The sequence below is a fragment of the Aureispira sp. CCB-E genome, assembly GCF_031326345.1.
Taxonomy (GTDB): Bacteria; Bacteroidota; Bacteroidia; order Chitinophagales; family Saprospiraceae; genus Aureispira.
This window is the reverse complement of sequence record NZ_CP133671.1, coordinates 6,240,180-6,266,563: the sequence shown is the minus strand read 5'-3', so window position 1 is coordinate 6,266,563 and position 26,384 is coordinate 6,240,180. Positions and strand designations below refer to the sequence as shown.

Below are 26,384 nucleotides of genomic sequence, written 5' to 3'. Positions count from 1 at the left end.
AAAAAATTGCAGCCTTGAAAACTGCAATCGAAACCAAGGTATAACTAAATATCAACAGGTTCCTTAGTTTGCAACATAGACAACATCGTATTGTCTTTTGTTAGCGTCAAAATATATGATAATTTACTAATAAGTAATCGTTCAGAAAAAACTATATAAAAAACAACCTTCTTTTTGCGCTACTCTTCATCGAAACATCTTGCTTTAGCCCGCTAAAGCTGCACTGTTCCTCTTCGATTAGCACTAAAAATAAGCCTATTTTTAGCTATATTTTTTTCTGCCCACTTACTTATCACGAAAAAATCTTTGAGAAGATCTTTTATTAGTAAGTTATAGTTGCAGCAGCCGCTTCAAAAATACTATTCTAGGTATAGAATAGACCTTTAAAAGCCTACCTGTAAAAAGCAAGAAAGTGCTCCGACAGGAAGCACTTTCAAACGTATTTGTATGTATCATTATTTGTTTTTACCAAGAACGTCTCTTATTCCAAGTTCTTTGATAAGCTCACGATATTTGATAACATCTTTGTCAGCTAAGTAACCCAATAAAGAGCGTCTATGTCCAACCATTTTCAACAAAGAACGTCTAGTAGAGTGATCTTTGTGGTTTGCTTTTAAATGCTCAGAAAGGTTTTGAATACGAAAGCTTAACAATGCAATTTGACCTTCTGTAGAACCTGTGTTCTTTTCTGAACCACCAAATTTTTTAAAAATTTCAGCAGTTTTTTCTTTTGTTAGGTAAATACCCATTTTTTGAATTTTTTTGTATTGATTACTAATCAAGATATTCTAAATCATATTTTAGCTCTGCAAAAGTACGGTATTTTTTGATAAAAAAAACTTTTACTTTAAGAAAAGTACAAATTTTATGATATATTTACCTTATACCGAGGTAAGGCAACCTTTGAAAATATGAGGGAATCTCCTCTATATGAAGAAGGGAGGAAATACCCAACCTATATAACATTCACTAAAAATTATCAGAAATAACTAGAGAACAAGAATAGAAAATTGATGCATTAGATTTGCCAATGTATTCTTACCCAAAAATCATTTCGTGATAATATCTAATAGACCAAAGATAAACTAAGATGGCAAAACAAGAAATTAAGGCCTTAAAAGATATTGTAACTTTTAAGAATCAAATTAGAACATTAGACGAGTGTGAAACAATGGTGCGCTATGCACAGTCGCAAGGCAAAAAAGTTCCTTCGCATGTTCTTAAACAGATGTCTGATTTAAAAGCCATTGCTCATGAGCTAAATGATGAGTTAAAAGCAGGAAATATAGAGAACTTAGACCCACGTTCTTTAAATATGGCTTTGATTGGTCAACTGCATCGTGAAATGGCAAAAGTAATTGCTCCAGCAACTCCTGCGACGGTATTATTGATGGAAGAGAATAAGCACGGTGGGATGTTTGGACTTTTGGGACCAGTACCATTGGTGCGTCGACTCAATGTAATTACCATGCTTTGTTTGTTGACTTTCTTAGGTTTGTTCTTTTTGCCAGAAGTAGATTCCTTGACGGTGAATGGCGATATTTTGTCTTATGAAGGGATGGCTTTTGTTTACAATGAGTTGGTGATTTTGTGTATAGCAGCACTAGGTGCTTCTTTTTACGCTTTGTTTGAAGTTTATAAATACATTACCAAAAACTCTTACGATCCTAAATATGATTCTATTTATTGGATTCGATTTGTATTGGGGATTGTTTCGGGGGTTATCTTGGCACAATTTATTTTCGTATCTCCAGAGATTTTAGGAGAAGATGTCGGAGATGTAGCAGATAATGTTACTAGATCTAGAGAGTTAGGCGGTTTTATGACTTACAAGCCAGTCTTAGCTTTTTTGGGTGGTTTTTCTGCTAGGGTAGTACACAAGATATTAAATTCTATGGTAGAGGCAATAGAAACCTTTATCAGTGGTTCTGCTCGTGATATGGTGGTGGCAAGAGAAGAGGCGGCTAAATTAAAAATGCAACAACAAATTGATAGCATTAAACTAAAAACAGCTCAAATAGAAGGTGCTGAACGTATGAAATCTACGATCAAATTGATGCAATTAAAAGAGGAGTTGAATTACGGGGCTAATAAAGATGATATTGCCTTTAGGCTAAATCAAATTATGAATGAATACATGAAGCCTGTAGGTGGTGTTGATATTGATTTTACTAAAACACACCAACCTGTCCAACCTACAACAAGTAAGGGGGATGTGCCTATTGTAGAGGATAATTACCAACCAGAGGTAGTCGATAATTTTGATGAGCCTATTGTTAATGATAAAGGCGAAGTGGTGGAAATAAAGGATGTGGATACAATTGATATTCCTGATTTTCCAGACGATTTAGATAATCCTGATTTTCCAATGCCTGGAGATATCAAAGATGATTTTGATCCCAATGATCCTAACTTAAAGGTTTAAGGTTTGCTTGCCTCTAACTAAGGGCACAACAATTATGAATCGTATGTGTTGTTTTCTAAAATTCAATACATACGATTTTTCTTTTTAATAATTGTGGATTAGTATTTTCAAAAAAAACAAAACGATGTTTATAATAGATATAACCTATAAAGTAGAACTTAACCAAGTAGACGAACATTTAGAGGCTCACATCGAATATTTGAAGGAGCAATATGCCAATGGTAATTTTATTGTATCAGGACGCAAGGTGCCTAGAACTGGAGGAATTATTCTTAGCAACCTTACTATCCAAAAAGAATTGGAAGAAATTTTGGATAAAGATCCTTTTAAAATAAACAATGTAGCAACGTATACAATTGTTGAATTTGTGCCAAGTATGACAAGCAAAGAGTTAGAGGTTATTAAGGCGTAATTTTTAACATAGCTATGAATCGAAGTCTTAACAGAGTAATAGGAGGCTCGATGGTTGCACGAATGAGTTTTTGTTAAAAAATAAAGTATATCTGATCTATGAGAATCGTATTTTTTTTATCTTTTTTTCTATTAATGACGTTAACTGCTATTGCTCAAAATGTAGATGAATCGTTGTTGATAGCTTCTTTAGAAAGAACAACTTGTTATGGAAAGTGCCCTTATTATGAGGCAAAGGTATATTCTAATGGTATTGTCACGTATAAAGGGCGAAAAAATGTAGCGAATATTGGACTGTATCAGGGAAGAATTTCTGCCAAACAAATTCGTCAATTGTTAGACAAAGCAAAATCTATAGGGTACATTCATTTGGAAAATAAATATCCTATCAAAGGGCTTGGAATTATTGACTTCCCTGTATGTATAACAAGTGTTCGTGATGGCGATCAGAAAAAAATGATTTATAATCGGAACGATTCTCCACAAAGATTGGTTGAATACCAAGACTTCTTTGATGAATTGATCGAAGAAATAGAATGGACAAAAGTAGAGGATTATAAATAGAAAGATTCTACTAAAAAAAATATTTTTTTTAAAGCTCTGGAAATGAGTTGTATAAAAAATAAATGCAAAATTACTTTAAAAAAAGTCATCAAAAAACTTGTACTTTTATAAAAAGAAGGTATATTTGCATTCCATCAAGGAACGATGGTCGGGTGGCCGAGCGGCTAGGCTGGGCTCTGCAAAAGCTCCTACAGCGGTTCGAATCCGCTTCCGACCTCTACTAAAAATCCTGCAAACTTAAAAGTTTGTGGGATTTTTCTCTTTTAAAGAAACTCATCTTTTTACTTAGATTTTATCTCCTTTCTTCTTGCTTAAAAGGATGTTTATACCTATACTTGTGAGCAAAATAATGAAAATAGACCAATTCAACATTTTAGATAGCCCAATTTTAGTTATATAGATATTTTGATGCATGTGTGACTAAATTTTTATTAGGTAGAATGCCTTCTAAAAAACGGGGTGAAGATTGAAAATGAGAAAAAATAGATCAAAATATAGGCTTATAGCGCGGCGGATTGTAGACAGCAAATGGTTTACATTAGGAATTATGTTTCTCATTATCCTAAATGGATTATTGATTGGAGTTCAAACTTATGACAATGCCCCCGATTCTATTCGAGTGATTCAGTTGTCCATTTTATTTGTTTTCTTTTTGGAAATCATTATTCGTTGGACTGGACGAAGAACAACAGAGGAGTATATTGGAGATTGGTGGAACTGGTTTGATATCTTTATATTAATGTTGGGCGTTATTCCTGAAGTAGCCGATATTTTACTCGAAAACAGTAGTGCAGAGCAACAAAATATCATGTCGACACTGCGAATACTAAGGGTTGTCCAATTGACACGCTCTATTCGCGCTATTGGAGAACTTCAGTTGCTAATTGGTGTCTTGATAAAGTCGATACGATCCTTATCGTATATCGCTGTTCTTTTCTTGCTAATCATGTATATTTATGCGATCATAGGAGTTACTTTATTTAAAAATCCCGATTATGCTAATTCGGAGCATATCAAATTGACATCTAGTAATCCTGACCCTTACGGTGATTTAGGAGAAGCATTTTTTACGTTGTTTAGAATTTTAACGGGGGAGGACTGGACCGATTTGAGATACAACTTATTATCAGGGAAAGAAGTGACTGGAAGTGTACCTGTCGCATCGAATACGGTGATTACTTTTTATCATGTTTCTTGGATGATTATAGCAGCTTATTTGCTTATTAACTTGGTAATTGGCGCTATTGTAAACAATTTCCAAATTGTTTTGGAATCACAAAAAGAAGCCGAAGATAAATTAGTAAATTCCAAAGGAAAACCTTTAGCGAGTGGTGACGGTGATCGCCCCGATGATGATAGCAGACGTCCTATTAAGAGACCTAAGGTTTAGATTCAACTTCAAATAGAAAATTGAATTTGTCCTTGCAATTCCTATAATCATTACTCCGTTGAAACCACGCAGTAGCAGCGCAGCTAACTAAAAGCAAAGCGCTCACGCAATAAATCGTATTAGTTTAGCTACGCTGCTACTACGTGGTATTACATGAGTGCTTCGCAGTTGATTATCAGTAAAATGAACCTTTTGTTGGTCTTTGCAATAAAAGACTGATAATCAAACTAAAAAATCAACGGAGTATTAATAATATCAATACAGCTTCTTAACGATTAAAAATTCATAGAGTTCATGATAGAACTAACCTACAAAGCTATTCAGCCTTATATTGTCGCAGAAGTACAACAGGGAGAAATGATGTACTGTCGATTTTTAATAGAGGAGCGAGAGTTTGAAGCCGATGCAACGATAGAAAAAATAGAGGATGCTAGTGGCTTAGGGATTATTGTTAAGAATCCCAATAAGATGCGCTCCATGTTGTTGAGGGCTCTAAACAAAGGGGTTAGACGAAAAGAAACGGCTACAGAAAATACGCCACCAGTTTATTTTGCCAAAAAGGAATTGGAAGCGGCTGTCGTTCGTGCTTTTGAATCTATTTTAGATGAGATTGTTTATATTGAAACAACAGGAAAATGGCGTTTGGCAACTCATTTTTCAGAATTTGAAGTCTATATTCGACAACACCCATTGACAGAGAATTATGATAAAAAAATTATGTCTCGAATGTTGGTCGAGATGGCTCGTGCGGATGGTCGGATAGAGCAAGAAGAACGCTTGTTTTTTAGCCATTTTTTGAATAATGAAATGGGAAAACTAAGTGATTTAATTACTGCTCCTTATTTAACAAAGTCGGATTGCCAAAAAGTAAGCTTGCATGGTCGTTTGACGATTTTTGTTATTGTAGCTGCGGTTGCTTTGACTGACAACCAATTTCAAATAGAGGAGCAAGAGAAGTTAAGTCGTTTTGCAGAAATATTTGAATTGACTGCTGAGCAAGAAAAGGAGTTGTTTCGGATGGCACAGGATTATACCTTAGAAATTAAGTTAAAGGTAACAGGCAAAGCTCTTAGTATAGAAGCTTTGCACGAATTTGCAGACAAAATAGCTATGGAACGCCAGCGTGCCGAACAAATACAAGCCAAATTTAAAGCTTAGTGACTGCTTCTTGCAAAATTGCTTCATAAACAGCTCGCCATCCTTTCCATTGAGCTTGTTCACAGAAAGAGTTATTGTGCCAAATACTAATTAAATGCCCTTCTACTTGCTTGGTTTGCTCAATAATCTGATGAGCTTGTTTAATAGCTTCTTTGGGAGTAAGGTTTAGATACGTATTTAAGGTAACATCCATCAACTGAAATGGAAAAACTTGGAGCTCGGTACATTCTTCTGTTTCCAAATTATACCAATAAAATGGATGGGCTATACTAGCTCTAAAACCTAGCTGTTGGGCATAACCCATGGTATAATCTTCCTGAATTCCTAATTGGGCAAGTTCAGAATATGTTTTAGGGAATTGCAACATTAAAAAATGTTGCCTACTTTTTTGTATGGATTGTTGCGTAATGTCTCGTAAACGATAAAGCTCTTTTTTCGTAATGGCTTGATTTCGATTAGATCCAAAAGAGGGGTGTATTCCTATTGGATGTGTTTGGCTTTTGGTCTGAATCAGCTCTCGAAAATGTTTATTACTATGATGAATGTTTTTATCATAAGTCCCATAATCACCTACCAACCAAAAATAGATGGGATGGATTTGATAGGTTGAATCTAAACTGTCTAAATAATCAAACGTATAATAAGGGTCCTTTTGCAATCGTAACCAAGTCTTGATTTGTGCTACAAGAGTCGTGCGGTCTAAACGCAAGAGGTTTTTGGCAAAAGCTGCTCCTTGTCGAAGCCAACCTTTGTTTAAAAAAGCATAGGCATAATCAATATCGTAAGTAGGCGTGTATTGATAAGAAGGGGAATGGTATTCGAGGTAAGGATAGTGTTGTTGTAACAATCTTTTAATTCTTTGAGCCCAAAGATTGACCAAGGGTTGTTGCAAAAATCCATGTTTATAAGCTTGGCTGTTATTGGCTGAAAAACGCCCAAACTGATCGGCATCAAAAGGTAGGTACTCTTCGTAACGACTGACAAGATAAAAACTAAGGGCAAATGGGTCAAAAGGAAAAATAGCCTGTTGATTATGAAGGGTAGAAGGGTGAAAAAATGCAGCCATTAAGTTTTTATGCTCTTTAAAATCAAGACGAATGGCTCGTATTCCTGTTTCGAATAAAAAAGAATGTGGAGAAAACTGCAACACATCTTCAATAAAGTGATTGCTATAATTGATTTTGGCGACTTCTTTTGTTTGGTTAAAAGCATAAAGATCAGTGCTAAGGCTTACCTTAGGAATACCTAAAATTTGATTGAATATTAAGTCAAAAATATAAGAAATCCTAGGGTTTAGAGTAGGGGTATAGATGAAAATTTCATTCATTTTTTGGATTTGATGTTTGTGTTTAAGTGGTTGTTATTTAGTTGTTTATGTGTTTTTGTTGTAAGGGGGGAGGTAATTCTACCTTAGATATGCGTACCAAATAATTGCTTTTTGTAATAGAAGCCTTATATTTGTTTCAAATTTCTTTTATCTTTCTGGTATTAGAAATGGGTAAAATTGACTTTTTTAAGTCCAAATTACAAAATTTAATACAAAAAAAATACTAGTGGCTACAACATCAGATATTCGCAAAGGAATGTGTCTTGAACACAACGGGCAGACATATATCATCGTGGAGTTTCAACATGTGAAACCTGGTAAAGGAAACGCATTTGTACGCACGAAACTAAAGAACTTAACAAATGGAAAAGTAGTAGATCACACTTTTCCTGCAGGACACAAGATTGAAGATGTGCGCGTGGAGCGTCGTCAATATCAATATTTGTATGATGATGAGGAGCGTCTGTACTTCATGAACAACGAAACATTCAACCAGATTGATGTCATGAAAGAAATGGTAGACAATCTTCAATTTTTGAAGGAAGGTATGGACGTAGAAGTATTGTTCCATGCAGAAAAAGAAATTCCATTGGCTTGTAGTTTGCCACAATATATTATCTTAGAGGTAACAGAGGTAGAACCAGGAGCAAAAGGGAATACAGCAACCAATACCTTAACACCTGCTATTGTTGAAACTGGAGCGGAAGTACGTGTTCCTTTATTTATTAAGCAAGGAGATTTGATTCGTATTGAGTCTGAAACAGGCGCTTATATGGAGCGTATGAAAAAATAACCTTGTGGTTAAAAGACTTAAAAGACTATAGAAACTTAATATTTTATACCTAATAAAAACGAACTTATTATGGAGTTTGAGAAAATCAAAGAACTCATTAAGTTGATTCAGAAAAGTAAAATCAGCGAATTTAAATATGAAGACGAGGCTTCTAAAATTAGTATTCGTACTAAAAACTATTCTGCTCAGAAAGAGGTTATTGTACAGCCTTCTGTTATGCCAGGAATGCAAGTACCAAGTGTTGCTGCTACGCCTGTAGCTCCTGCTGCTAACAATGATAATGCTGCCACTCCTGCCGCTACCAAAGAAAGTGCACCAGCAGCAGAAGAATCAAATAATTATATTGAAATTAAATCGCCAATGGTAGGTACTTTCTACCGCTCTGCATCACCAGAAAAACCAGCGTTTGTAAAAGTTGGAGATTCTATTGGTGGTGATGATACGGTTTGTTTGATTGAGGCTATGAAATTGTTTAATGAGGTTAAAGCAGAAGTTGAAGGTCGTATTGTGAAAGTAATGGTAGAGGATGCTAGCCCTGTTGAATATGGACAAGTATTGTTCTTAGTTGAGCCAGCTTAATATTAGATAACGTCGTGTAGATGGACTGTTTTGTAAGCTTTATTGTGCAAGCAATAAAGATAAATAAGTGCTATCTACAAGGGATGAATTCTATTAAAGTCCTAATCAAAAACAAATAATATGTTCAAGAAAATATTAATTGCCAATCGAGGCGAGATAGCTTTGCGTGTTATTAGAACATGTAAAGAAATGGGCATCAAAACTGTTGCTATTTATTCAACAGCAGATGCTGACAGTCTACATGTGCGCTTCGCTGATGAAGCAGTTTGTGTAGGACCTCCAGCAAGTAATTTGTCGTACTTAAACATTCCTAATATTATGGCTGCGGTAGAAATTACCAATGCCGATGCCGTGCATCCTGGATATGGATTCTTGGCAGAGAATGCTGAGTTTGCTGAAATTTGTGCGCAAAGTGAAGTGAAATTTATCGGTCCAGATCCTGACCATATTCGCAAAATGGGAGATAAAATTACCGCTAAGGAGACAATGGTAAAAGCAGGCGTGCCTGTTATTCCTGGTTCTGATGGCTTGGTAAAAAATCTGGATGATGCTAAAACCATTGCTCAAGAAGTTGGGTATCCGATCATGCTTAAAGCTACCGCTGGTGGTGGTGGTAAAGGAATGCGTTTGGTTTGGAATGAAGACGAGTTAGAGTCTAATTTGACTGCTGCTCAAAATGAGGCTAGAGCTTCTTTTGGTAACGACGGTATGTATATCGAGAAGTTTGTAGAAGAGCCACGTCACATTGAAGTGCAAATTGCTGGTGATCAATATGGTGAAGTTTGTCACCTTTCAGAGCGTGAATGTTCTATCCAACGTCGCCACCAAAAATTATTGGAAGAATCACCTTCTCCTTATTTGACAGATGAATTGCGTGAAAAAATGGGAGCTGCTGCGGTTGCTGCTGGTAAAGCAATCAACTATGAGGGAGTAGGTACTGTAGAATTCTTGGTGGACAAACATCACAACTTCTACTTTATGGAAATGAATACTCGTATTCAAGTAGAACATACTGTAACGGAAGAAGTGATTGATTATGATTTGATCCGTGAGCAAATTAAAATTGCTGCTGGTGAGAAAATTTCAGGTGAAAATTATTATCCAACGATGCACGCAATTGAGTGCCGTATCAATGCAGAAGATCCTTTCATGAACTTCCGTCCTTGTCCAGGAAAAATTACATCTTTCCACAGTTCTAAAGGACACGGGATTCGTGTAGATACACACGTATATGCAGGATATACGATTTCTCCTTATTATGATTCTATGATTGCAAAGTTGATTTGTAAAGCTAGAACAAGAGAGGAATGTATTAGCAAAATGCGTCGTGCCTTGGATGAATTTATTGTAGAGGGAATTAAAACGACAGTTCCTTTCCATCGTATGTTGATGGATAATGAGAACTTTATCTCTGGTAACTTTACAACCAAATTCATTGACTCGATGGATTTAGATAAGTTAAAACCAAAAGAAAGTTAAGTGCTTTTTTTTGAAAATATAGTGGAGTCTAGCCATATTGGTTAGACTCTTTTTATTTTTATAGGGAGTATTTGGGTTTGATACGCTGATATTGAAAAGAAATAGGGAAGTGAGGATAGTGGTGAGCACTTGTCGTTCGTTTGATTATGATAACATACACCAATATCAAATTCTATGGATCAAATTATTGGTACCGCATTTGTAACACCTTTTGTATGATGAACTATTTTTTATACTTCTGCTTTTTTATTGGATTACTTCCCTCTTTTTTGTTGGCACAAGAAAACCCCAAACTAGCTATAGCCAAGCTAGATAGTCTCGGTGTATTAGCTTATTATCAAGAAGATTTTAGGCAAGCCACTCATTTTTGGGAACAAATGAAAACAACTATAGAAACGCATGGCTTAGAGGAAGCATATTTAGGAGAACTCCAATATCTTGCTGCGTTGTATTTAGAAACCGAGCAATATACCTCCGCAGAACGCTTGTATTTAAAGTTGCTTGAATTGCAAAAGGCTTCCAATCAGGTTGAACATCTCTTTTATATTCAATGTATCGGTCAGTTAGGGTATTGTTACTATGGAATGGGGCGTTATGAAGCGGCAGAAGTATCTTATTTAGAAGCATTAAAAATCGCTCGTTCTATATTGGAAGACGAGGCACCTACCTATTCGAGTCTACTCAATAACTTGGCATTATTATACAATACGCTAGGAAAATATGAAGAGGCGGAACAACTCTATTTGGAAGTTCTAGAAATTGATAAAAAAAGTAATAGTACGCATTATTATGCAACAAGTCTCAATAATTTGGCGGTTTTGTATCAGGATATGGGGCATTATGAAAAAGCTGAAAAACTATACTTGGAGTCACAAAAACTTAGAGAAAAAATATACGGAACGAATCATGTAAATTACGCTTTAGGATTAAATAATATAGGTAATTTATATGCTGCTATGAATCAGTTTTTTCAAGCCGAAACCTATTATCAACAAGCTCGGAAGATATTAGATGCCCATAGTCCTTATTATATTTATAATCTAAATGCTTCCGCCCAATTGCACTTTAAACAAAAAAACTATGAAAAAGCAGCATCGTTGTGGCAACAAGCATTAACAAGTAGCCAAAAGGGACTAGGAGAAAAGCACCCTTCTACGGCTCAATATTGGGACCAACTAGCTAGGTTGTATTTAGAGCAGGGAAGTGAAGAAAAGGCTTTAATATATTGCAGAAAAGCGATTCTAGCGAATATTCCTAATTTGGAAGATGCGGAATTTACAGATTGGCAACAATTGGATACCATAACTTATTTTAGTAACGAGCGTGCAAGAACATCTTTGTTGACTTTGTTAGAAATATTTGAGCAAATCTGCAAGGAAACAATACTCCAAAAGAAGTGGGAAGAATTTTTTACCATTAGTATGGTTGTTATGCATCTGAATGAACGAATTAGAAACGATTTTACTAGTAATGCGAATAAACTAAGAATTTTAGAAAGCAATGTAAAAAGTCTAGGATGTGGAATTCATGCGGCTGTTTTTTTAGGCGGCAATTCGTATTATAAAAAAGCGTTTGCATTTGCAGAACAAAACAAATCCATTTTATTAATGGAAGCCTTAAAAGGTCAGCAAACTCGTGTTTTGGGAAATTTGCCCGATTCTTTGGTCTGGTTAGAGTCTAGTTTGCAACGACAACGGGAGCAATTGTTTCAAAAAAAGCTCTTGGCGACAACTTTGGTTGAAAAACAGAAATTGACAGAGCAGCTCAATAAACTGAATCTAAAAATTGAACGCTTTGTGGCAAAGATACGGCATCATTACCCTCAATACCACCAACTAAAATACAATAGCTTAACCGCTAGTGTAGAAGAAATACAGGCTCTATTAGAACCACAAGCTTTGTTATTGGAATATTTCATCTTGGAAGACTCTACCTATCTTTTTGCCATTTCTAAAAATAAGATAGAAGTGATTAATATCTCTTGTGCAGAACACAAATTATCAGAGTATATTCGGAGCTTGCGATTGTCTTTGAGCGACTATGACTTACTTGATAAAGCACCTAGGGAGGCTTATCTACTTTATATCAAATCGGCAGAATGGCTGTATCAAACGTTATTAAAACAAGTATTAGATAACAACAAGGATATTAAGGATTTGATTGTGGTGACAGATGGGGAGTTGGGACACATTCCTTTTGAGGTATTACTATCTCAGCTTGGTCCACAAAATGGCGCCAATTATAGCGCGTTGAAATATTTGGTAAGGGATTATAATATTAGTTATAGTTATTCGGCTAGTCTTTGGGTCGAAAATTTGAAACAGTCTGCTAGTATTGCTCACACTGGTGTTGAACAACAAGTATTGGCTTTTGCTGCCAGTTACCCCAAGCCGCAGCACAGTTTGTATAGCTTACGTTCAGAAAATGTTTGTGCTATTCGAAGTGTTTTAGAAGATTTGCCAGCTGCAACGAAGGAAGTCAAAGGTTTGTCTAAGATGTTTTATGGAGAATTTTTGACGGGAGAACAGGCAAGTGAAACAAATTTTAAAAAATTAGCAGCTCAGTATAGTGTGATTCATTTAGCAATGCACGGAGTATCAAACGAAGCAGAACCAATTTTATCAGCTTTGGCCTTTTCAGAGGATTATCAAGCAACGGAAGATAATTTTTTGCAAGCGTATGAAGTCGCACAGTTGCCCCTCAATGCCAATCTTGTCGTTCTATCTGCTTGCGAAACAGGATACGGAAAATTTCAACAAGGGGAAGGAATCATCTCATTAGCTCGTTCGTTTATGTATGCAGGTGCCCCTTCTTTGGTCGTGAGTTTGTGGCAGGTTAACGATCAAGCCACAGCTATTATTATGCGTTTGTTTTATCAGAATTTAGCAGAAGGAATGACGAAATCGGAAGCACTTCGTTATGCAAAATTGAACTATTTAGAGTTGTTTGACGGCATGGCAGTCCATCCTGCACTTTGGTCTGCATTTATACAAATAGGAGATAGCCATGCGATAAAATTGGAAACGAAAAAACAGTGGTACTGGTGGTTGGTGGCTGGCACAGTCGGTGTACTTATACTAGTTCTAGGTTACAATCAATACAAGAAGAAGCAAAACGAATCTTTAGATATAACCGAATAAGCACATACTTTTCCCAAAGTATCTTTTTTACTAAAAGCCTTTGCATCCTTTTCTTAGGAAGAATTTTTCCTGAATTTTCTTTATTTTTAAGTATTGTCTTACCCTGTCTCTAAGGATATTGTGTGAATTGATACAGTTCTTTTTTTTAATTGCTAGTTTTATATTAAATTGTGTTTATAAGTCCGTTGAGTTTTTTTTGCTTCAAAAATACTCGTTTTAGTCGTCCACTAAAGCTCCGTTTTTTGAACGATTACTTACTTATTTCAGAAAAATTCCCCTTTTAAAATAACGATTATCACCAATGATTTTATAAGAAGTAGGCTATTTTGATTAGTTCTTTTATCCAAGAAGTGAAAACAAGCATCTGAGGAGAGGTGGTTTCTCTTTTGATGATGCTGATAAAGAGAAAAAGGCTACAGCCAATCCTTATTATTATAGAAACGACGTTTCGTGATAATTGTTAATAGCAACAAATATTTATGCATCCCATTAAACTACATTTATTTTATTATATATTCCTACTCCTTTTTTTGAACGGTTTTGCTGCAAAGGGGCAGTCGTATTTGGTACAAACAGAACAATTATCAATAGAAGATGGTTTGTCCAATCGTTTTGTTCGTTCTATTCTTCAAGATACAAAGGGGTTTATGTGGTTTGCTACCAAGAACGGTCTAAACCGTTACGATGGTTATACCTTTGATGTGTTCACAGAAAAAAATACCAATCTACAAAGCAGTTTTATTGATAAAATCTTTGAGGATGCTGATAGTAATCTTTGGATAGGACATGCTGTTAACGATGGAGCAACAGAGAGGTTTTCAGCTATCGATATCATGGATATCAATACTTTTGAGATAAAACCTTTGGAAAAACACCTAGCAGATGAACTGCCTTGCCAAATTCAAGACATTTATAAGATCTATAGTATCTCTGAAAATAAGAATTTGTATATAACGACTCAAAAGGGAGCGATTTACATTTATAAGGGCAACAAAAAATTTGAATTGTATTATAAACACCCAAAAGCATCTACAATACGTGCTTTTTTTTGGGGAACGTTGTACAATTGGGTAGTTTGTGAAAATACATTAATGGCACTAGACAAACAGGGGCAGGTTGTGTATCAAAAGGATATAAAAATAGATGCTCTTTATCGATGCAGTTTTATGGGGGAGGAGAGTCCGTATACAATTCGTCTAGAGACGAATGATAAATTTCATGCTTATGATAATTACTATTGGAATGTAAAAAAAGATTCATTGGTAATCAACAAGCCTTTTGATTTTTTAGGAAAGACGATTCCTATGGAAGTAAATGCCGGATTTGAGCACCGTCCTAAAACCAATTGTTTGGTGTATCAAGATAGAAAATCTGTGTGCATTTTTGCCCCCAACCAAAAAGTGATCTATAGCCAATCCTTTTTCAAAGGAAGACGTTTTGTAAGAACCGTATATGTTGACCGCCAAGAAAATGTTTGGATTGGGGTACTTGCACAGGGGCTAGTAAAGGTCAGTTACCAAAAAAATCGATTTGAACCATATTTGGTTGATACGTCTGCACGTTCTGTTATTGAACTATATCAAGATAGTGTTTTGTTGTTGAATAGTTATGGGGGGCAATATGCGTATCATTTGTTTACACAAGAAAAAAAATTATTGGATACATTGGCTTATTTGGATGCTCAAAAAAGTCAAGATGGGCGTTTTATCTGGTTGAGTTCTCCTGGATTGCATGTCAAGCGATTAGAACGAATGCCTCCTTTTAAGGAACAATTTTTCTTTTACAAGAAAAAAGACCAGAACAAAAAGGAGCAGCAAACGGGAATGCGTTTGTCCGCAGCTTGGTCTATTTATGAGGATGAAAAAGGACGCGTATGGGTAGGGACTGTGAATGGATTGAGTTATATTCAACAAGGAGAAGATTCTATTTCTGTATTTGATAATTATGGCGATTATCCAGAATTAGCAGGTGCTATTGTTAATTCTCTGCATGGCAACAAACATGGTGTTTGGTTGGGGACTTCTCAAGGACTCTATTTGATGAATTTAAAAATGGAGGTAATTCAACGTTACAGCAAAGAAATGAAGGCGCCTTATAAGTTGCCGTACAACCATATCTATCATATTCATGAAGATAAGAAGGGGATTTTGTGGCTATCGACCAAAGGAGGCGGAGTCATTCGTTATCATATAAAAACAGGAACGTTTAAGCAATTTACAACCGAAAATGGTCTATCTCACAATGTCGTAAATGCTATTTTAGAAGATGATTATGGCTATTTTTGGATGAGTAGCGATTACGGCTTGATGCGTTTAAACCCTAAAAATGATATCATTAATACCTATCTAACAGAAGATGGTATTTTGCATACAGAGTTTAATCGAAAATCAGCATACAAAGCTTCTACGGGAAAGCTTTATTTTGGGGGCTTGTCGGGAATTATGGGGCTTGATCCTGCTGATTTTTTAGAAGAAAAACTACAAGATGTACCACTTCATCTTGTCCAATTTCAATATTTTAATGGCAAAGAGGGAGCCTTGATTGATGCGACCGAAGAAGTCGTAAAACAGGGAAAGATTGTATTGGATTATACGGATCGTTTTTTTACGGTAGAATTAGCATTGCTAGACTACAAAGCTTCCAACAAACGACAATATGCCTACAAAATAGAGGGGTTGGAAAAAGATTGGAATTTTACAACTAATAATTCTATTCGAGTCAATAGCTTAGCAGCAGGGAACTACACCTTATTGGTAAAAGGAGAGGGTAGCAATGGTTTGTGGTCAACAGAGCCATTAAAAATTCCTATTATTGTAAAGCAACCGTTTTACCTAACTTGGCAATTTTTGCTTTTTATTGCTATTTTGCTTTTTGTAGTGGTGTTATTATACTCTAGGTGGCGGGTGCAGCGTTTGTACCGTGTCAAGATGCACTTAGAACAAGAAGTCTCCAAGCGGACACAAAAGATAGAGCAACAGGCAAATGAACTAAGGGAGTTGGACAATGTAAAGTCTCGATTTTTTGCCAATATTTCGCATGAATTGAGAACGCCTTTAACATTGATGTTGGGACCAATTGGGGCGATTTTAGAAAAGCACTATGGAGAAAAGTTCGAAGATATTGAACAAGTACTAGAATTGGTCAAACGAAATGGTATTCAATTGCAAGGACTCATTGAAGAAATTCTTATTTTATCAAAGCTAGAGGCGAAGAGTGTTGAAATAGAAGAAAATGAGCTGCAACTCATTCCTTTTCTCAAACGTTTGTTTTTTGCATTTGAGGCACAAGCAAATCTACAAGGACTGGATTGGTATTTTAATAGTGCTATATCAGAGGATTTATATGTCGTATTGGATGCTAGTAAAATTGAAAAAATTCTAAATAACTTATTGTCGAATGCGTTGAAGCATACTCCAAGAGGAGGGAAGGTTGAGCTTAAAGTAACTAATAAATGGATGGATAATAAAGCATTGATGCTTTTGATAGAAGTTATCGATTCAGGAACAGGAATTCATCCAGATGATTTGTCTCATTTGTTTGATCGGTTTTATCAATCCAAACAAAAGGAAGCGATTGTTCAAGGTGGAACTGGGATAGGCTTGGCTTTGACCAAAGAATTGGTGCAGTTGCTAAAAGGTAGGATAGAGGTACATAGTGAATGGACAAAAGGTGCTAGTTTTTTGGTAACGATCCCTTCTACTAAAGTGGAGCATCCTGTACAAGAATGGGGGTCAGAGCCTGAAAAAGAGGCGTCTGTTCCAATTGTTACTTCGACTATTTCTAAATCTACGACAACTATTTTGATTGTTGAGGATAACAACGATATGCGGAGCTTTCTGGCAGATATATTACAAGAATATCAGATTATAACTGCCGAGAATGGTCGTATTGGTTGGGATATTTTATCCAAACAAGCGCATCAAATTGATCTAATTCTTTCCGATGTCATGATGCCAGAAATGGACGGTTTTGAATTATTGCAAAAGGTCAAATCACATACTGAATGGCAACAATTACCTATGATTATGTTGACAGCAAGAGCAACCGAGCAAGATAAGTTGTTTGCACTTAGAATAGGAGTAGATGATTATTTGCAAAAGCCTTTTTCTCGTCAAGAGTTGCTTATCCGTATTCAAAATTTATTACAAAACTATGCGCAACGCAAAGCTTGGCAACTGGAAGCAGCTAAAGAGGAAGAAACAAGCCCCAAACTGTCAGTTAATGATTCTAAAGTAGGAGGAGATAAGTGGATGGAAAACTTAGAAGCCATTGCAAAAAGAGAGGTTGGAAATACACAGTTTACCATTACTAGTCTAGCCTATGACTTAAATCTTAGCGAACGACAATTGCGTCGTAAAATAAAAACCAAAACGGGCTTGACTCCCAATCAATATTTTAGGGTTGTGAAATTGGAAAAGGCTAGAGAGTACCTAGAGAATAGACATTATGAAACTGTTTCGGAAATTGCTTATAAGATAGGGTTTTCGAATGTGCACTATTTTTCTAAAATTTATCAAGAGCAGTATGGAAAGAAACCTAGTGAATATTTGAAACATTAGTTATTTTGTTGTAGCTTTTTTCGCAACCGACTCAAAGATTCAGGGGCAATACCTAGGTAAGATGCTATGTGGTGATGGGCAATTCTATTGGTAATCTGCGGGTACTTTTCTAATAACTCTACGTAACGTTCCGTAGCAGTTTTGTGCTGCAAATCATAGATGCGAGTTTTAGCGAGCACGTACATTTGTTCTATCAGCAAACGCCCTAGCCGTTCAAAAACAGGTTTTTCTTCATATAACTTTTGTAAATGGTCATAATGCAAGACCAACAGCGTGCTATCTTCTAAGGCTTGTATCGTTTCTATAGAAGGAACTTGATCAATAAAACTATGATAAGCTGATAGCACAGGGTTGCGTCGTTCAAAAGAAAAGTATGAAACCATTTCTTTTCCATTTACTGTAGAAAAAATTCTAAGTACCCCTGTCTGTACAAAGCCAATATATTGACAAATAGCACCTTCTTGTACCCAATATTCACCTTTTTTTAACGAGATTGTTTGGGCATTGGACAAAGCTCTATCCCAGTCTTTGGGTGACAAATGAGCAAATTGTGCTACTAATTTTTGTAGTCTAGGGAGCATTGTATGGTGTAAGTTATAAATGTCTGTTCTATACGATTGTTTATAACAATTCTCAAAAGGCAAACTTGTATAGAATGTTTAGATAATGGAAAGAAAAATAATTAAGGCAACTAAAACGAAGAAGCCAACGACAAGCACCATATAGTTGGTATTACTTTTATAAATTTCATACATAATGACAAGCAAATCTGTCCACTCCATTCTTCGAGCTAGGGATTCGGTTGCAACAAAAAAGTACTTTGAACGATTGCCTTTAGAGGTGTGGTCACCGTGTTTTTTTAAAATAAAGAAACTTTCGTTGAGAAATACTCGTTCGTATAATTCGTGGCGTCCAGCAAATTTAATTACTAATCCCCCCAAGGTATATTCCCAACTACCTGTAGAAATATCTCCATCTAAAATGCGTAGATAACTACCATTATCTTCAAAAATATGTAAAATAGCTTCCTGAAAATGCACGTCATCTCGAACTTCCATCCAACGTCTATTGACATAAAATTCTTGCTCGTACAAATCTTCGCTAAAACGAGCCAGATATCTCATTAAGAAGTCAATTCCTTCATCCAATGATTTGAATGTGGGAAGCTCCTCGTTCATTGAATTAAATATCTTATTAAAAATATTCATCTAGTGTTTTAGATATATTGTTCTGAGTAATAGTTATCTAATTGTTTGCTTGAGAAATTAACAAACGATGTTACAAATAAACCTTAAATATAGTAAAATTCCTATGAGTAAGTAGGAGGTTATAATTAGTTTAATGAATTTCTCCTAAAATAATACCTGTTAATGATACTTATGGAACTACTTTAAAGATGCTCTATAAGTTATTAAAAGTAAATTTTTATAAAAAAAAGTCCTACTTTTGACAAATACTTCAGATTACCATAACTTGCGTTTTGCCTTTGCTTAAAGAAGTCATTAGACCGAAACAAAACGCTAAACAATATTAGTTCTATCCAATGAATCAATCATTTCCCAAAGTCTCTATTATTACAATCTGTTATAATGCTGCTGAAACCATCGAAAAAACGCTTAAAAGCGTTGTAGCACAGGATTATCCGAATATAGAATATTTAATCATAGATGGAAAGTCCAAAGACAACACTTTAGAGATCGTATCGAAGTATAAAGATCAAATTGCACTTATACTAAGCGAACCAGACAAAGGAATTTATGATGCTATGAATAAAGGCATGGAAAAGGCAACAGGGGATTATATTTGGTATATGCATGCTGATGACCAAATTTATGCCCCAGATACACTAAGTATTATCATGAAAAATCACCAATACGAGGATTTTATTTATGGCAAAGCTCTATTGATTGATGAGAAAGGAAATGAACGTAGTTTGGAGACTAGAAAGCCCCATCCTAAGGATAAAGACTTATCGTGGAAAACGATGAAACAGGGGATGGCGATCAGCCATCAATCCATGCTTGTCAAGCGTTCTATTGCTCCGAAGTACGATTTGCAGTATCGTTATGTTGCAGATTTTGACTGGTTAATACGAGTCTTAAAAGCATCTCAAACGGTTCGGGATACAGGAACCTATTGGTGTCGTTTTGCTGAGGGAGGCATCTCCACTCAACATAGGAATGCATCTTTGAAAGAACGATTTGCAATTCTTCAAAAACATTTTGGACTCGTTTCAACACTGTGGCAACACGCTTGGATAGTTGTCAAAGCTCTAAAACGAGGTTCTATTCGTTAAGGTCTAACAGGGCTTTTATTTTCGAACGTTTGGATAGTTGTTTTCAAACCATTCTACCGTTTTCTTTAAACCTTCATAGAGGGGTGTGAATTGAAAGTCTGGTAAATAGCTGCGTAATTTAGAATTGTCGCTTGGTTTGCGAAATTGCCCATCAGGTTTGTCACTCAACCAAATAAGTTTGCCTTTGAATCTCAGAAGTTCGGCAATCATTTCTACCAACGTTTTGATACTCACTTCTTCTGAAGTAGAAAAGATAATAGGCTCGGATTCTTCGTATTTTTCCAGTGCCCATTCGGATAATTGAGCGACATCTTCAGAGTAGATAAATTCTCTCAGAGGTTTGCCTGATCCCCAAACTTCCAAATCCTTGCCTTGTTCTCTAGCTAAAAAGCAACGATGTATGAGCGAAGGAACAACATGACCATTTTCTAGATCAAATAAATCTTTGGGACCATAGATATTGGTAGGAATGACTGAAACGTAATTTAGTCCATATTGTTCTCGGTACGCCCTAATTTGAACATCTGTCATTCGTTTGGCATAGGCATAAGCATCGTTGGAAATATGAGGTGGTCCTTGATGAATTTTTTCTTCAGAAAGCGGATATTCTACGGTATCAGGAAATATACAAGTAGACAAAAATGCGACAAGACGTTCTACTCCATGTAAACGAGCTGCCTCAATAATATGCGTATTCATTAGAATGTTTTCTCTAAAAAAATCACCTTTATAGTGCATATTTCCCCAAACACCACCAACTTTTGCCGCACAATGAATGACTTCTTTCGGCTTATGCATTTCAAAAAAATCATTGACAGCATTCCAATCTGTCAAATTACAATCTTTACGACCAATTTTTAAATCTGCATGAATTGCTGAACCAACCATTCCTGTACCACCTGTTACTAATCTATTTGCCATGTTACCGTGTAATTTATACTAAGTGAGAACTCAGACACCAATACAAAATATAATTTAAACTAATTCTGCTTTCTTACTTAAGACTATTATTATTCTTAATACTCCGTTGATAGACCAGTTAGGTTTTATCTTTTTTGATAATCAAGTAAATATAATTTAGATGCGCTGTTGTTGCGTGGTTTCAATGGAGTAATCTATTCTAGAATAGAACAAAAATAAGATAAAATGTGAATTCAACTTATTAAAGTTCTAATTTTATAAATACTGTTAGAAGGAGATGGTATTGATAGTACAAAAAAAAACAAGCTACCTTAAAAAAGAAAGCTTGTTTCATACACCTTTAAAACTTAGCATAATTAAAAAGGTAATGTGACTTTAAAAGTAAGATTAAAATTCATTTACTTCATCGGCAGTGGTGTTTTGTTTTGTAATTGAACTTTAATGCATTTTTTATTTTAAATGTTACCTATTTTTTGAAATAAAAAATGGCAACTTTGGTTAGTGTAATGATAGTAGAATTAGTGAAATGTGTTAAGGCTTTACTAATAGTTGTTTATCAATAATGTTAAAGACAAAGCATCCCACTAATTAATTTTAGGATATTGGCGAACACGTTTAGGAGGAAGTAGAACTTTTATTATCATCGTCATCTAAAGTAATGTAGCCCCAATCAATACCCTTCTCAATCTTTCTGAGTTGAGCCATTGTAATATTGAAGTTTTTAGCCAAAATTTGTTTTTTGGTTTTTCCCTCTTTGAGACGTTGTTTTAGCAGACGAACTCTCGTCGGGTTCATTTTATTCAATGGAGAAGGTTTTCTATTCTTAGGATCATAAACGCCATTTTTAATCTGAAAATCTGTCATTTCTCGCTGCGACATCCATTTCAAATTTTGGTAATGGTTGTTTAAATTATCTTGGTCCAAATGAACTACAAATTTTTGATTTTCATTGTCTTTAGGACAAAACTCCTCTGCTACCAGTTTGTGAATATAGCACCCTTGTGTTGAGTCACCTTCTAGCCTTAAATTCAAAAGCATAAAACCTTGAACGGTTTTTGAACCTTTCAAAAGTTGCTCCTTTTTTGTGACTTTGTCTATACTTTTAACTCGACCATAATCGGAAAAGTAGTAATCTTTTTGTTTGGTGGGAACTCTAGTTTTTACTTTCGCCCAACGCTCGTTCCAGAAGCTCTTGATAGTATTAGTAGTTTCCATGTGTGTATAATATTTTAATCATTGACATGCATAGTTAGGTGGTATGAATTATATAATACAAATTATAATTCATTCCCTGTCAACTAGCTGTGCAACTATTGTTGTTGCCGAATGAAGAGTCTTTGCATAAGACTCTTGTTTTATATTCTTACGGTGTATCTGCTAAGGTTCTAAAGGTTACATTAGAAGGAATAGATACCGATAAGTGATTGTATTATAATTAACAAGGAATCTAAATTAATGTTGACTGTAAAAAAAAGTTTTTTTCAAAAAAAAATGTTAACTTTTTGTTATTGTTCTCATAAGCAAAAGAAAAACGATAAATTTTCCTTAGAGAAAAATACCAAGGCTTGCGTATAGGCTAGAATGGAACATCATCAATCCCATTATTGTTTTCATTAGCTTCATTCATCTTAGACGAAAAAGTTTCTCCGCTTAATTCGTTGTTAGCTTGATCAAAGAAACTTGAATCATCCAAACCAGTAAAGGCATCATCATCTAAATTTGAGAATTTTGCATATTGCCCATCCCACTTAAGGCGAACAGAATCCAACGCTCCGTTACGGTGTTTAGCGACAATAATTTCTCCAATACCTTTGAGCGAATTCCCTTCTTCATCTTCTAAAATTTGATAATACTCTGGACGATAAATAAAGGATACAATATCTGCATCTTGCTCGATGGCTCCAGACTCCCTCAAATCCGATAATTGAGGACGTTTAGACCCTCCACGAGTTTCTACGGCACGAGACAATTGAGAAAGTGCAATAACAGGAACATTTAATTCTTTTGCCAATCCTTTTAAACCACGAGAAATCATCGAAATCTCTTGTTCTCGATTGCCTTTATTATCGCCACCACCAGTCATCAATTGTAGGTAGTCAATAATAACCATCTGAATGTCGTGTTGCATTTTTAAACGGCGGCACTTAGCGCGTAGTTCAAAGATACTAATACCAGGTGTATCATCAATATACAATGGAACATTACTTAGTTTATCGACTTGAGCATGTAGTTGTTGCCATTCGTAGTCTTCCAATTGTCCTTTACGTAATTTTTCAGAAGCAATTTCTGTTTCCATAGAAATTAAACGATTGACCAACTGCAATGAAGACATCTCTAAAGAGAAAAAGGCAACTCCTTTGTTGAACTCAATAGCAGCATTTCTAGCAACAGCCATTGTAAAAGAAGTATTGTGTGTCACAGTCATATCCTCTAATAAAAACAGGTGGTTTTTATCTAGAGTAAAACCATAATAATCGTCTACTATGTCTTCTTCAACTCGAATATCCGTTAAGCGCCAATCTTTTTGATAAGCACGAACTTCGGCTTGGTTGTTGATCCTTACAGGAATATTGGCAATATTACCACGAATAGAAAGGGTATAAGTAGCAAGGCTAGATGATGAGGTTTGGGATGTTTCGGTGCTTACCAATGAGGTTCTAAATCCTAGAGAATCACATAAAAACTTAAGTTGTTCAGCGATAGATAGCCCTGTTATGGCAATTTCATAGCAATCGGATGCAGCGATATAACGCCCACTACTATCAATGAACCCTGCCAATAAATCCAAACGCTTGTTTGAGGAGTTGATAAGATATTCTGTCGGAATATGTTTGTTTTTAATTAAGTTCGATTGCTGTAAATCATTCATCAAACTATAACCACTAGATATTTGAGAGTGCTCAACAGTAGACTGAGAAATATTTTCTCTTAACTGTCTGGTTTCAATTGACAAGTTTTGTTGTGTCGCAAATTGACGAATATAACGAACCGCTTTTTGGTTTTGTGTTTTATATGATGCATGATTAGCTGTACCTGTACCAAGACCTAACCACAACCCAATGAAATAAGAAGGCAATGAGGTTGTTTGTGCTTGAAAATCAACAGGAACTTTATATCCTTTGAAATTAGATTTAAAAGAATCCGATTTGCCAAGCCAGTCTTTAACAGAAATATTTAAGACCTCTCCTTTGGCATAAGAATCATAAGTAGCACTAGATTTTAGTGACAAGACATGACTTTCATTGACTCTGTAAGGAATGCCTTCATTTTGATAAATCCAGTACATTTTTTCTTTGCCACGAGCAATAGACGCAACTGTTCGAGGCGTGGAATCATCTCCCATCAATAAATCTCCAACTTGGATATTTTCGACTTTTTCAAGTTGTCCATCATATTTGAGCACTTTCGTGCCTTTGCCCAAACACTTTCCCATACCTGGTCGAGCTGCAATAATAATTAAATCAGAAGGCTGCCAACCCGATGTCAATTTATCCAAATTGACAAAACCTGTAGGAACCCCTGTTAAGCCCTCTTCTTTTCCACTCATTTCCTCCAGCTGTTTAACAGCCATATTGACCAATGTACTCATACCCAACGAGCCACGGCTTAGGTTCTGTTCTGTGATGTTGAATAAATTTTGCTCTGCGCTATCGAGCAAGTCAAAAACATCTACCGTATCTTCATAAGCAGCTCGGATGGTTTCGGTAGAACTTCTGATTAGTTCTCTCTGAATAAATTTTTGAGCTATGATTCGGGCATGGAATTCAATGTTAGCAGACGAAGCGACACGATTGGTCAATTCTACTAATTGATAAGGTCCTCCGACCATTTCCAGTTTCCCCATTTTCTTCAACTCCTCTGTCACTGTTAACAAGTCAATAGGATGGCTTTTTTCAAAGAGTACACAGATAGCTTTATAAATATGCTGATGAGCTTCCCTATAAAAAGAAGCAGGACGTAAAATATCAATAATCAAAGCAACGGCATCTTTATCAAGCATTAATGCACCAAGTACCGCCTCTTCTAAGTTAATAGCTTGAGGTTGCACCTTCCCGTGCTCAGAGAAAGCATCTTTCTTTTTAGTAAATTTTTTTGTGAAATTTTTATTCTCGTCCATTATATCCTTGTAATCTATACTGGTTAGTTGATGTTAGAGTTGATGTTGTAAATGCTACAAAATCATTTTTTTAATTCTAATGTTTTTTTAATCGTAGTCTGCCCAAAGGAGTCCGTCAACTTAGTTATTAATTTAAGGCAAGTTGCCTTTTTTAGTTTATAAGAAATTGAAAAACTAAGTTGATGTCTTTACAAAAAAGGTTGTTTACTTCGTGAGCGTTTTGCTTTTAGTTAGCTACGTTGCTAGCGTGGTTTATATAATTTTTTCTGAACGATTACTTAAACATGAAATGATTCGTAAATACTTCTTAAGAGTAAGCCTACAAAAATACGCTTTATTTTTAGCAAGGACAAAAAAGTGCTTAGATAGATTCTATCTTTTTTGTGAATAATGTGTCAAAAAAATCTTTCTGTTTTTGAGATTTTTGCTTGTTAATAATAAGCTTTTTATTCTTCAAAGCAGTATGAATAGGCAGTTATAAAAGTAGAAGAGGGTATGCCATTCAATAGGCAAAACGACTAAAATTTTGCTCTTTTATTAGGGTTATCTTTTAAAAAACTACCCCAGTCGTTGTATTTTTTTTGCCCTAAAGCCATTCCTTGAGTTTGGATGTGATGACAAAAAGCAACCCCTAGGGCATCCGTAGCATCCAAGAGGTCTGTTTTAATATCTCCATCTACGACGTGTGGCAACATCCTAGCAATCTGTTCTTTGGAGGCATTTCCATTACCTGTAACAGCTTTTTTTATGCTACGAGGAGAATATTCTTCAACGGGAATGCCTTTCTGGGCAATGGCTACCATAGCAACTCCTTGAGCTCTACCTAGTTTTAGCATAGATTGCACGTTTTTACCATAAAAAGGAGCTTCGATGCCTGCATCTGTAGGTTGGTAAAGTTGGATAAGTTTTTGAAGTTCTGTAAAAATATGTGCTAACTTTTGACCATGATTGTCATATTTAGCCATACTGAGGGTGCCCATTGTAATAATGCGCGGCTTTTTTTTGTTAATAACTTGTATAAAGGCATAGCCCAAGACATTGCTACCAGGGTCTATGCCCAATATGATTTTTGGTTTTATGCTCATACGTTTAGTTCGTTATTTGCTAATTGGTAAAAGACAAAGATACAAACAAGTTTAAAAAACAAAGCGAAAAACAAATTGTTTCTTTTTTTGAGACACAAAATTAGAAGCTTACGATCTTACAGAAGATTAGTAAATTCTTG

At 35.5% G+C, this 26,384-nt stretch carries 19 protein-coding genes and 1 tRNA gene; 12 read left to right on the top strand and 8 right to left on the bottom strand.

The annotated features are described in order from the left end of the window. Positions 1-455: 455 nt before the first annotated feature. Complete coding sequence (gene rpsO / locus QP953_RS24305; RefSeq protein ID WP_052597787.1) at positions 456-743, bottom strand: 30S ribosomal protein S15; 288 nt, start codon at positions 741-743, stop codon at positions 456-458. Between the two features lie 347 nt (positions 744-1,090). On the opposite strand from rpsO, the gene QP953_RS24300 reads away from it, so the two are divergent. From QP953_RS24300 to QP953_RS24275, 6 genes are all read left to right on the top strand, one after another. Continuing rightward, entirely contained in the window at positions 1,091-2,425 is a 1,335-nt protein-coding gene (locus tag QP953_RS24300; protein ID WP_052597513.1) for a hypothetical protein, read from the top strand. Between the two features lie 124 nt (positions 2,426-2,549). Continuing rightward, the gene (locus tag QP953_RS24295) at positions 2,550-2,837 is read left to right on the top strand and encodes a YciI family protein (RefSeq protein WP_052597510.1); all 288 of its coding nucleotides are present in this window, start codon (positions 2,550-2,552) and stop codon (positions 2,835-2,837) included. A gap of 98 nt (positions 2,838-2,935) precedes the next feature. Then, positions 2,936-3,400 carry a DUF6438 domain-containing protein gene (locus tag QP953_RS24290; RefSeq protein WP_052597508.1) on the top strand — a complete coding sequence of 155 codons (465 nt, stop codon included), beginning with the start codon at positions 2,936-2,938 and terminating at the stop codon, positions 3,398-3,400. 146 nt (positions 3,401-3,546) lie between these two features. Beyond that, positions 3,547-3,617: transfer RNA gene (locus QP953_RS24285), tRNA-Cys, on the top strand. Positions 3,618-3,947: 330 nt separating this feature from the next. Continuing rightward, positions 3,948-4,790: an ion transporter gene (locus tag QP953_RS24280; protein WP_052597505.1), complete on the top strand. Its 843-nt coding sequence runs from the start codon at positions 3,948-3,950 to the stop codon at positions 4,788-4,790. Between the two features lie 294 nt (positions 4,791-5,084). Next, positions 5,085-5,948 carry a hypothetical protein gene (locus QP953_RS24275; protein ID WP_309553220.1) on the top strand — a complete coding sequence of 288 codons (864 nt, stop codon included), beginning with the start codon at positions 5,085-5,087 and terminating at the stop codon, positions 5,946-5,948. On the opposite strand, the gene QP953_RS24270 is transcribed toward QP953_RS24275, so the two are convergent. Then, positions 5,938-7,275, bottom strand: coding sequence for a polysaccharide deacetylase family protein (locus QP953_RS24270; protein WP_309553219.1), 1,338 nt, complete (start codon positions 7,273-7,275; stop codon positions 5,938-5,940). The two genes, QP953_RS24275 and QP953_RS24270, sit on opposite strands and share 11 nt — an antisense overlap. 226 nt (positions 7,276-7,501) lie before the next feature. Here QP953_RS24270 and efp point away from each other — a divergent pair, with 226 nt between their 5' ends. The 5 genes from efp (at position 7,502) to QP953_RS24245 (ending at position 17,825) form a co-directional block, all read left to right on the top strand. Then, complete coding sequence (gene efp / locus QP953_RS24265; protein ID WP_052597499.1) at positions 7,502-8,068, top strand: elongation factor P; 567 nt, start codon at positions 7,502-7,504, stop codon at positions 8,066-8,068. 69 nt (positions 8,069-8,137) lie between these two features. Continuing rightward, complete coding sequence (gene accB, locus QP953_RS24260) at positions 8,138-8,647, top strand: acetyl-CoA carboxylase biotin carboxyl carrier protein (RefSeq protein ID WP_052597497.1); 510 nt, start codon at positions 8,138-8,140, stop codon at positions 8,645-8,647. A gap of 120 nt (positions 8,648-8,767) precedes the next feature. After that, positions 8,768-10,126 carry an acetyl-CoA carboxylase biotin carboxylase subunit gene (accC, locus tag QP953_RS24255; protein WP_052597494.1) on the top strand — a complete coding sequence of 453 codons (1,359 nt, stop codon included), beginning with the start codon at positions 8,768-8,770 and terminating at the stop codon, positions 10,124-10,126. A gap of 215 nt (positions 10,127-10,341) precedes the next feature. Further along, on the top strand, positions 10,342-13,266 hold the full coding sequence (locus tag QP953_RS24250) for a CHAT domain-containing tetratricopeptide repeat protein (RefSeq protein ID WP_309553218.1): 2,925 nt from the start codon (positions 10,342-10,344) through the stop codon (positions 13,264-13,266). A gap of 479 nt (positions 13,267-13,745) precedes the next feature. Beyond that, positions 13,746-17,825: a two-component regulator propeller domain-containing protein gene (locus tag QP953_RS24245; RefSeq protein WP_309553217.1), complete on the top strand. Its 4,080-nt coding sequence runs from the start codon at positions 13,746-13,748 to the stop codon at positions 17,823-17,825. Here the strand turns inward: QP953_RS24245 and QP953_RS24240 are convergent. Beyond that, the gene (locus QP953_RS24240; protein ID WP_052597488.1) at positions 17,822-18,406 is read right to left on the bottom strand and encodes a Crp/Fnr family transcriptional regulator; all 585 of its coding nucleotides are present in this window, start codon (positions 18,404-18,406) and stop codon (positions 17,822-17,824) included. The two genes, QP953_RS24245 and QP953_RS24240, sit on opposite strands and share 4 nt — an antisense overlap. Positions 18,407-18,484: 78 nt before the next feature. Continuing rightward, positions 18,485-19,033, bottom strand: coding sequence for a hypothetical protein (locus tag QP953_RS24235; protein ID WP_052597486.1), 549 nt, complete (start codon positions 19,031-19,033; stop codon positions 18,485-18,487). 335 nt (positions 19,034-19,368) lie between these two features. Between QP953_RS24235 and QP953_RS24230 the strand changes: the two genes are divergently transcribed. Continuing rightward, complete coding sequence (locus QP953_RS24230) at positions 19,369-20,121, top strand: glycosyltransferase family 2 protein (protein WP_052597484.1); 753 nt, start codon at positions 19,369-19,371, stop codon at positions 20,119-20,121. A 15-nt stretch (positions 20,122-20,136) separates the two neighbouring features. Here the strand turns inward: QP953_RS24230 and QP953_RS24225 are convergent, their stop codons facing one another. The 4 genes from QP953_RS24225 to ruvC all read right to left on the bottom strand — a co-directional run bounded on the left by QP953_RS24225 (position 20,137) and on the right by ruvC (position 26,244). Then, on the bottom strand, positions 20,137-21,042 hold the full coding sequence (locus QP953_RS24225; RefSeq protein ID WP_052597482.1) for a GDP-L-fucose synthase: 906 nt from the start codon (positions 21,040-21,042) through the stop codon (positions 20,137-20,139). A gap of 615 nt (positions 21,043-21,657) precedes the next feature. Continuing rightward, positions 21,658-22,257 (bottom strand): NUMOD4 domain-containing protein, encoded by a 600-nt coding sequence (locus QP953_RS24220; protein ID WP_052597479.1) that lies wholly within the window; start codon positions 22,255-22,257, stop codon positions 21,658-21,660. Positions 22,258-22,618: 361 nt separating this feature from the next. Next, the gene (dnaB, locus tag QP953_RS24215; RefSeq protein ID WP_309553216.1) at positions 22,619-25,159 is read right to left on the bottom strand and encodes a replicative DNA helicase; all 2,541 of its coding nucleotides are present in this window, start codon (positions 25,157-25,159) and stop codon (positions 22,619-22,621) included. Positions 25,160-25,677: 518 nt separating this feature from the next. Continuing rightward, complete coding sequence (ruvC, locus tag QP953_RS24210) at positions 25,678-26,244, bottom strand: crossover junction endodeoxyribonuclease RuvC (protein ID WP_052597475.1); 567 nt, start codon at positions 26,242-26,244, stop codon at positions 25,678-25,680. Positions 26,245-26,384: the final 140 nt, after the last annotated feature.

Coding starts and splice junctions, on each gene's coding strand:
- QP953_RS24300 (WP_052597513.1), top strand. CDS start 1,091: ATGGCAAAACAAGAAATTAAGGCCTTAAAAGATATTGTAACTTTTAAG.
- QP953_RS24295 (WP_052597510.1), top strand. CDS start 2,550: ATGTTTATAATAGATATAACCTATAAAGTAGAACTTAACCAAGTAGAC.
- QP953_RS24290 (WP_052597508.1), top strand. CDS start 2,936: ATGAGAATCGTATTTTTTTTATCTTTTTTTCTATTAATGACGTTAACT.
- QP953_RS24280 (WP_052597505.1), top strand. CDS start 3,948: ATGTTTCTCATTATCCTAAATGGATTATTGATTGGAGTTCAAACTTAT.
- QP953_RS24275 (WP_309553220.1), top strand. CDS start 5,085: ATGATAGAACTAACCTACAAAGCTATTCAGCCTTATATTGTCGCAGAA.
- QP953_RS24270 (WP_309553219.1), bottom strand. CDS start 7,275: ATGAATGAAATTTTCATCTATACCCCTACTCTAAACCCTAGGATTTCT.
- accB (WP_052597497.1), top strand. CDS start 8,138: ATGGAGTTTGAGAAAATCAAAGAACTCATTAAGTTGATTCAGAAAAGT.
- accC (WP_052597494.1), top strand. CDS start 8,768: ATGTTCAAGAAAATATTAATTGCCAATCGAGGCGAGATAGCTTTGCGT.
- QP953_RS24250 (WP_309553218.1), top strand. CDS start 10,342: ATGATGAACTATTTTTTATACTTCTGCTTTTTTATTGGATTACTTCCC.
- QP953_RS24245 (WP_309553217.1), top strand. CDS start 13,746: ATGCATCCCATTAAACTACATTTATTTTATTATATATTCCTACTCCTT.
- QP953_RS24240 (WP_052597488.1), bottom strand. CDS start 18,406: ATGCTCCCTAGACTACAAAAATTAGTAGCACAATTTGCTCATTTGTCA.
- QP953_RS24235 (WP_052597486.1), bottom strand. CDS start 19,033: ATGAATATTTTTAATAAGATATTTAATTCAATGAACGAGGAGCTTCCC.
- QP953_RS24230 (WP_052597484.1), top strand. CDS start 19,369: ATGAATCAATCATTTCCCAAAGTCTCTATTATTACAATCTGTTATAAT.
- QP953_RS24225 (WP_052597482.1), bottom strand. CDS start 21,042: ATGGCAAATAGATTAGTAACAGGTGGTACAGGAATGGTTGGTTCAGCA.
- QP953_RS24220 (WP_052597479.1), bottom strand. CDS start 22,257: ATGGAAACTACTAATACTATCAAGAGCTTCTGGAACGAGCGTTGGGCG.
- dnaB (WP_309553216.1), bottom strand. CDS start 25,159: ATGGACGAGAATAAAAATTTCACAAAAAAATTTACTAAAAAGAAAGAT.
- ruvC (WP_052597475.1), bottom strand. CDS start 26,244: ATGAGCATAAAACCAAAAATCATATTGGGCATAGACCCTGGTAGCAAT.